The 7,595-nt window shown below is 42.0% G+C and carries 6 protein-coding genes; 4 read left to right on the top strand and 2 right to left on the bottom strand.

The window, feature by feature from the left end:
- Positions 1–95: 95 nt before the first annotated feature.
- A complete protein-coding gene (locus KFO40_RS24845) occupies positions 96–1,505 on the bottom strand; it encodes an amidophosphoribosyltransferase (RefSeq protein ID WP_004302052.1) in 1,410 nt (469 codons plus the stop codon).
- Positions 1,506–1,669: 164 nt separating this feature from the next.
- Positions 1,670–3,829, bottom strand: a complete 2,160-nt coding sequence (locus KFO40_RS24840; protein WP_004309779.1) for a glycoside hydrolase family 97 protein — start codon at positions 3,827–3,829, stop codon at positions 1,670–1,672.
- A gap of 357 nt (positions 3,830–4,186) precedes the next feature.
- Here KFO40_RS24840 and crcB point away from each other — a divergent pair, with 357 nt between their 5' ends.
- The 4 genes from crcB to KFO40_RS24820 all read left to right on the top strand — a co-directional run.
- Positions 4,187–4,564, top strand: a complete 378-nt coding sequence (gene crcB, locus KFO40_RS24835) for a fluoride efflux transporter CrcB (protein ID WP_004309778.1) — start codon at positions 4,187–4,189, stop codon at positions 4,562–4,564.
- 30 nt (positions 4,565–4,594) lie between these two features.
- Positions 4,595–5,257, top strand: coding sequence for a pentapeptide repeat-containing protein (locus tag KFO40_RS24830; protein ID WP_008644437.1), 663 nt, complete (start codon positions 4,595–4,597; stop codon positions 5,255–5,257).
- A 179-nt stretch (positions 5,258–5,436) separates the two neighbouring features.
- Positions 5,437–6,717, top strand: coding sequence for a phosphopyruvate hydratase (gene eno, locus KFO40_RS24825; RefSeq protein WP_004302046.1), 1,281 nt, complete (start codon positions 5,437–5,439; stop codon positions 6,715–6,717).
- A gap of 402 nt (positions 6,718–7,119) precedes the next feature.
- Positions 7,120–7,595: hypothetical protein (locus KFO40_RS24820; RefSeq protein WP_234394195.1), on the top strand; the 476-nt coding region annotated here is incomplete at its 3' end.

Here is a 7,595-nt window from a genome sequence, read left to right as displayed (position 1 = left end):
TAAAGGTAAAAAAAGAGCCGTGAATTACAAAGCAATTCACGGCTCTTTTTATTGTATACTTTTATCCGGATACTTAAATATCCTATTTGACTACTTTAAAAATGGCTGCTACCATCAAAGCAATGTGTACAAACCTTGCATTTAGGTAATCCGATAGCCTCAATCAGCGTTTCCAGTGTATTAAACTTCAATGAACTGAGACCGAAACGCTCTGCAATAATACTAACCATCTTATCGTATTCCGGAGAACCGGTAGTAGCATATTTCTCCAGGTTCTTATTCTCATCCCCTTCCAGTTCCTTGATAATACGACGGGTAATCAACTCCAATGCATTTTTAGAAGCCGAAAAACCAACAAACGGACAAGCATAAATCAATGGCGGACAAGCGATACGCATGTGCACCTCCTTTGCTCCGTAATCATACAGAATCTTCACATTGTCACGTAATTGAGTTCCCCGCACGATTGAATCGTCACAGAACAACAAACGTTTATTTTGCAGCATGGCACGGTTGGGAATCAACTTCATCTTAGCAACAAGCGAACGCATCTCCTGATTGCTCGGAGTGAAGCTACGAGGCCATGTCGGTGTATATTTTGAAATAGCACGATGGTAAGGAACCCCCTTTCCTTCGGCATATCCTAAAGCCATACCCACTCCCGAATCAGGAATACCGCAAGCACAATCCACTTCCGATTCATCTGTCTGTCCCATTTTCAATCCGCTGGTGAAACGCACTTCCTCTACATTCTTTCCTTCATAACAAGAAGTCGGGAAACCGTAGTACACCCACAAAAACGAGCAAATCTGCATATCCTCATTGGGCTTGCGAAGCTGGTCAACATGATCGTCATACATACGGACAATCTCACCGGGACCTAAATATCTCTCAATCTCATAATCCAGATTCGGAAAACTGGACGATTCGCTCGTTGCAGCATAAGCACCGTCTTTCCTTCCAATCACCACCGGAGTACGTCCCCATCGGTCACGGGCAGCGATGATACTACCATCTTCCGTCAGAAGCAACATCGAACAAGAACCCTTAATGTGCTTAAACACATTTTCGATACCTTCCACAAAAGTTCTGCCTTGTATAATAAGTAATGCGATAAGTTCCGTCTGGTTGGTGTTGCTCGAACTAAGTTCGGCGAAGTGCATGTTTTGACTGAGAAGTTCTTCTTCCAATTCCTGGATATTGACTATTTTAGCGACTGTGACAATGGCGAAGCGCCCGAGGTGAGAATTGATGATGATAGGTTGTGCGTCTGTGTCGCTAATGATGCCGATGCCGGCGTTTCCTTTGAATTTGTCCAGTTCTCCTTCAAACTTGGTTCGGAAATAAGTACTTTCCAAATTGTGAATGGAGCGTATAAAACCTTTTTCCTCACTGTATGTTGCGAGTCCTCCTCGCTTGGTACCCAGATGTGAGTTATAATCTGTGCCGTAGAATAAATCAGTCACGCAGCTAGTTTTCGAGACTGTTCCGAAAAAACCTCCCATGTTGTTCTCTTTATTGATGATGTTTTAAAAAAGATGGCGCAAAAGTACAAAAAAGAATTCGTCCTATAAAAAAAGCGCTCCGCAAAGTTTTAGTTTTCTTTGCGAAGCACAACTAATATTTATTAAAAAGCGGGGAATCCGAAAACAATCTTTTTACCGGAATCTTATTTCCATTTCTTGATCGTTTTCAAGTCAGCGGGAGTTGCTTCAATCAAACTTACTGCAAATCCTCCGCTACGTGCCAGCTTCACAGACATCTTATTCTTGTTTGTAACAAGTCCTTTTTTTATCTGGTAAGAAGTAGGATTCTTTTCAAAATCCGCCTCCTTTCCGTCAGCATAAAGAGTAGCTACATATTGTTTTCCCGGTTCGAGAAAATCAAGTGTAAAAGCAGAAGTACGGGGATTCTCATCGGTGATACCACCTACAAACCAGTTATCAGTACCTTTTGCCTTACGTGCTACGGTAATATAATCTCCCGGTTCCGCTTCCAGATACTTGCTGTCATCCCAATCAACGGCTACATCCTTGATAAATTGAAATGCATCCATGTGACGTTCGTAACTCTCCGGAAGGTCGGCTGCCATTTGCAAAGGACTGTACATCGTTACATAAAGTGCCAACTGTTTTGCCAAAGTTGTACGTACAAAACTGTGGTCGCCTGACAGGAAAGAAAGTTTTGTATCAAAGATACCCGGTGTATAATCCATCGGTCCACCAATCTGACGGGTGAAAGGAAGCAAGGTGGTATGGAACGGCTTATTCCCTGCAAAGGCTTCATATTCCGTGCCACGAGCCGATTCATTACCGATCAGATTCGGATATGTGCGACATAATCCTGTCGGACGGGTTGCTTCGTGAGCATTTACACAGATCTTATATTCGGCCGCTTTTTCCACCGCATATAAATAATGATTGTTCATCCACTGTCCGTAATGATGTTCTCCACGCGGAATAATATTACCTACATACCCGCTCTTCACAGCATTGTATCCGTTATCTATCATAAACTGATAGGCTTTATCAAGATGGCGCTCGTAGTTACGTACAGAAGCGGAAGTCTCGTGATGCATCATCAGCTTCACTCCTTTTTCCTTTGCATACGCATTGAGCATCTTCACGTCAAAATCAGGATACGGAGTTACGAAATCAAAGACATAATCCTTCGAATTTCCGAACCAGTCTTCCCAGCCTTCATTCCAGCCTTCCACTAAGATCTGGTCGAATCCATGCTCTGAAGCAAAGTCAATGTAACGCTTCACTTTGTCATTATTGGCTGCATGACGCCCGCTCGGTTTTGTTTGGGAATAATCCGTCTGTCCCAGTTTCACAGAATAAACATCATCCGTGTACGACCAGGAACTTTTTCCGGTAATCATTTCCCACCACACACCGATGTATTTCACCGGCTTAATCCAGGAAACATCTTCGTAGGCACAAGGTTCATTCAAGTTCAAAGTCAATTTGGAAGCCAGAATATCACGAGCATCATCACTGACAATCACCGTGCGCCAGGGTGAACGGCAAGGCGTTTGCATATAACCTTTATCCCCTTTTGCATCAGGAGTCAGCCATGATTCAAAAATCAGGTTCTGATCGTCAAGGTTCAGATGCATACAAGAATAATCAACCAAAGCCGCTTCATGCAGATTGATATACAACCCGTCGGCTGTCTTCATTTGCAAAGATGTCTGCACACCTGTTGGTGAAAAAGGAGTTTGAGAAGCATTTGGAGTAATTGCCCCTTGCAACAATCCGCGAATCTCTGAAAGCTTGGATTCGGTATAGTCATATTCCTGCGTATCATAATCGCCTGGAATCCAGAATGCCGTATGATCGCCGGCCATAGCAAACTGCGAATGTTCTTCTTTTATAACGAAGTAATTCAGATTCTTTTGCTGCGGGAACTCATAGCGGAACCCCAAGCCATCATTATAAAGACGAAAACAAATAATCAGATTACGATCTTGCGCCTTTTGATTCAGGGTAACAGCCATTTCATTATAATGGTTGCGGATCGATTTCACCTCTCCCCACACCGGTTCCCATGTTTCATCAAAAGCAGAAGTTTTAATATCGGCCAGAGTGAATCCATTCATCAGTCCGGGATCATTTTTCAATTCCAGTCCCAGTTTCGAAGGTTTAATCACCTCTTTTCCTTTATAAGAGAGTTCATACACCGGTTCTCCTTGCATGTTGACAGAGAAATTAAGTTTTAATTGTCCGTCAGGAGAAGTGATACTTTCGGCCTTTGCTGATGTGCCGAAGAAAAAAGAGAGCAACAGGCAGACCCACATTGCAGTTCCTATTTTCATGTTCTTCATGATATAAATGAGTTAGTTAATAATCGTATGGCAAAGATAGACCGGAAATCCAAGTAGTGTTTTTCTTTATAAAGAAAATATAGAGGAATACAGATTCAAAAACGAAATAAGTACTTAATAATAAAACAGATAACACATTTTGTCTCCCCCCCAAAATATAGTGTCTATGGTGATTAAATTAAAAGGATTAAATATGAATATTGCATAATCTTTCTATATTTGCAGATTATTATCTCAATCACATCAACAAACATTTTATTATTTATATGACACAACACCTTAGTTTATCCCGGAGGCTTCCAACAATTCGAAAAGGATTTTGAAGCCGCCTACAAATAATATCAATCTTTCAATCAAATGAGTAAAGAAGTTATCTATATCTTTATCGGTGGAGGAACTGGTAGTGCACTACGTTATTTTATCCAGTTGTTAATGCACGAACGAATCGTCCCTTATCATTTTCCATGGGCCACTTTCACGGTCAATCTTCTCGGCAGTTTTCTCATCGGTCTGTTCTATGCTCTTTCAGAGCGATTCCACCTTCCGTTCGAGGTCCGTTTGTTTCTGACAACGGGTTTATGTGGAGGTTTCACAACGTTCTCTACTTTCTCCAGTGATGGCGTAGGTCTGCTGAAAGGAGAATTTTACGGAGCATTTGTTCTATATACATTATTAAGTATAGGAATAGGATTAGCCGCAACGTTAGCCGGCGGATATGTGGGAAAACAGATTTAATAATTCGAATATAAATCCTACCTTTACGGCATGATTAAAAGAAACCCAACCAAACCCGTCCGCGTTGTTCCTCCCATGATGGAAGAACAGGAAGTCAGTACTATTACCCTACAGGAATGGCTCGACAGAGAAGAAACCGTCTCTCATCTTTTATTCTGCAAAGGAAAAGAAGAAGGCATCGACAAATCTTACAAAAGTTTCAAAAACTGCACCTTTCAGCATCAGACATTCAGCGAATGTAAATTCCGTTCCTCTCAACTGAGCGATGTCAGGTTCGAGAACTGCGACCTATCCAACATTTCTTTTGCTGAAAGTTCGCTCTACCGGGTAGAATTCATTTCCTGCAAACTATTGGGTACCAATTTATCGGAAACAACGATGAATCACGTCTTGCTGCATGACTGCAACGCAGGTTATATCAATCTGGCTATGAGTAAAATGAACCAGGTACGTTTTGCACACAGCCAGCTCCGCAACGGAAGTCTGAACGACTGCCGTTTTTCATCCGTCGCATTTGAGAGTTGCGATCTCGTAGAAGCCGATTTTTCACACGCTCCGCTTCGCGGAATAGATTTGCGCACTTCCCGTATCAGCGGAATCACGCTTAACATCAGCGATCTGAAAGGGGCTGTCATCACTTCCCTGCAAGCAATGGATTTGCTTCCACTGTTAGGGGTTATTATCGAAGATTAAAATCCTGCAAATTCACCCCGCCGCACTCAAACAAAAAGCATCGTCCCGTTGTTATAGTATAAGGTCGGACTAACGACATATAGGGAATAGGCACAAAAAGAATACCTATTTATAGTGATTTCTCACTCCCCGTCAAGTCCGTACTTTTGCAGAAATCTTATTCAAAAACAATAGAAACGATGAAAATTGAAAAAATTGTAGCTCGAGAAATTCTCGATTCAAGAGGTAACCCCACAGTAGAAGTTGACGTAGTATTGGAATCCGGCATTATGGGACGTGCATCTGTGCCGTCAGGTGCTTCCACAGGTGAACACGAAGCATTGGAACTTCGCGATGGTGACAAACAGCGCTATGGTGGAAAAGGAGTACAAAAAGCGGTTGATAATGTAAATAAAATCATCGCTCCGAAACTGATTGGTATGTCTTCACTCAATCAGAGAGGTATCGACTACACAATGCTGGCATTGGACGGCACTAAGACTAAATCGAATTTAGGTGCTAACGCTATTCTCGGTGTATCTCTTGCCGTAGCTAAAGCTGCTGCCAACTATCTGGATCTTCCTCTATACCGCTATATCGGTGGAACAAATACGTATGTAATGCCTGTACCGATGATGAACATCATCAACGGTGGTTCACATAGCGATGCTCCGATCGCATTCCAGGAATTTATGATCCGTCCCGTAGGTGCTCCTTCTTTCAGAGAAGGTCTGCGCATGGGTGCTGAAGTATTCCACGCTTTAAAGAAAGTCTTGAAAGACCGTGGCCTTAGCACTGCTGTAGGTGATGAAGGTGGTTTCGCACCTAACCTCGAAGGTACGGAAGATGCTTTGAATTCTATTCTGGCCGCTATCAAAGCAGCAGGATACGAACCGGGCAAAGACGTTATGATCGGTATGGACTGTGCTTCTTCCGAATTCTACCACGATGGTATTTACGATTATACCAAGTTTGAAGGTGAAAAAGGTAAGAAACGCACTTCCGCAGAACAAGTTGACTATCTGGAAGAACTAATCAACAAATTCCCTATCGACTCTATCGAAGACGGTATGAACGAAAACGACTGGGAAGGCTGGAAAAAGCTGACCGAACGCATCGGCAACCGTTGCCAGTTGGTAGGTGACGACCTGTTCGTAACCAACGTAGATTTCCTTGCAATGGGTATCGAAAAAGGCTGTGCCAACTCTATCCTGATTAAAGTAAACCAAATCGGTTCGCTGACAGAAACACTGAACGCTATCGAAATGGCTCACCGTCATGGATACACTACTGTTACTTCTCACCGTTCGGGTGAAACAGAAGATGCTACTATCGCCGATATCGCAGTAGCTACTAACAGCGGACAGATCAAGACAGGTTCTTTAAGCCGCTCAGACCGTATGGCTAAATACAATCAGTTACTCCGCATTGAAGAGGAACTGGGAGATTTGGCTGTATATGGTTACAAGAGAATTAAATAATTCAATATTCTCTTACTTGAATAATTCATCCCCGGACAATTAGATTATCCGGGGATTTTTACATATTAACCATTCACTAAATCTTTTTGCATTGTAAGAAAACTAGCTTCACTAAGCATCAATAAATATCTCCAATATTTTGCGAATTGAATTAATAAGGCTACATTTGCAACGTCTAACATATTAACAGACGGTGGGGAAACCTGCCTACTATCGCAGCGAGCATTTTTATGTTCGTATGTGAACTCTTATATGGGCGGTTTCGTCCCCCCATAGAGAGTGTTAATGCACCTCTAAACCTGCCGTCGGTATGTTAGACAATGGGACAGGCGAAACCGCTTTTTTATTAGCACTTCTTCCTCTCCCATCAATCTATTATTCATCTTTTAAATTCTAATGATTATGGAAAACAGTCAATTAAAAGACTTACAGGAAGAGGTTTCAGAAGCTACGAAACAGTATATCCTGACTACATTCAATTCTGAAAATGGAATGAAAACGTATTATTTGCAGATGTCAAACATAATACGCTCTGCGCACATTAATCCTCCCATTGACACCGAATACAACAGTTTAAAAAAGCTAAGCAAAAAGCTCAAGCAATATTGTACTTTCATTCAAACACTTGGCGAACATGAATGGGACAAGGGAATAGCCGATATTCAGAAAGCATTAGGCATTTATCTAATGCAAAATAACATCGAAAGTAAAGAACGCAAACAAACGAACCAAGAAATTGCCTCTCAACTGCAATTCATCGTTTTTCTCGGCTCAGTTGTAATTCTTGGGGGATTAAGTTTAGTCAATTCCCTTCATGCATATACCTTTGCTAGCCTAAAAAGGAAGAAGCTCATATCCACTACTCCTCTAAATGATGC

The organism is Bacteroides sp. 1001302B_160321_D4, from assembly GCF_015667765.1.
GTDB classification, from domain to species: domain Bacteria; phylum Bacteroidota; class Bacteroidia; order Bacteroidales; family Bacteroidaceae; genus Bacteroides; species Bacteroides xylanisolvens.
Note: the sequence above shows the minus strand (reverse complement) of the source record. Positions and strands in the feature narration are given on the sequence as shown.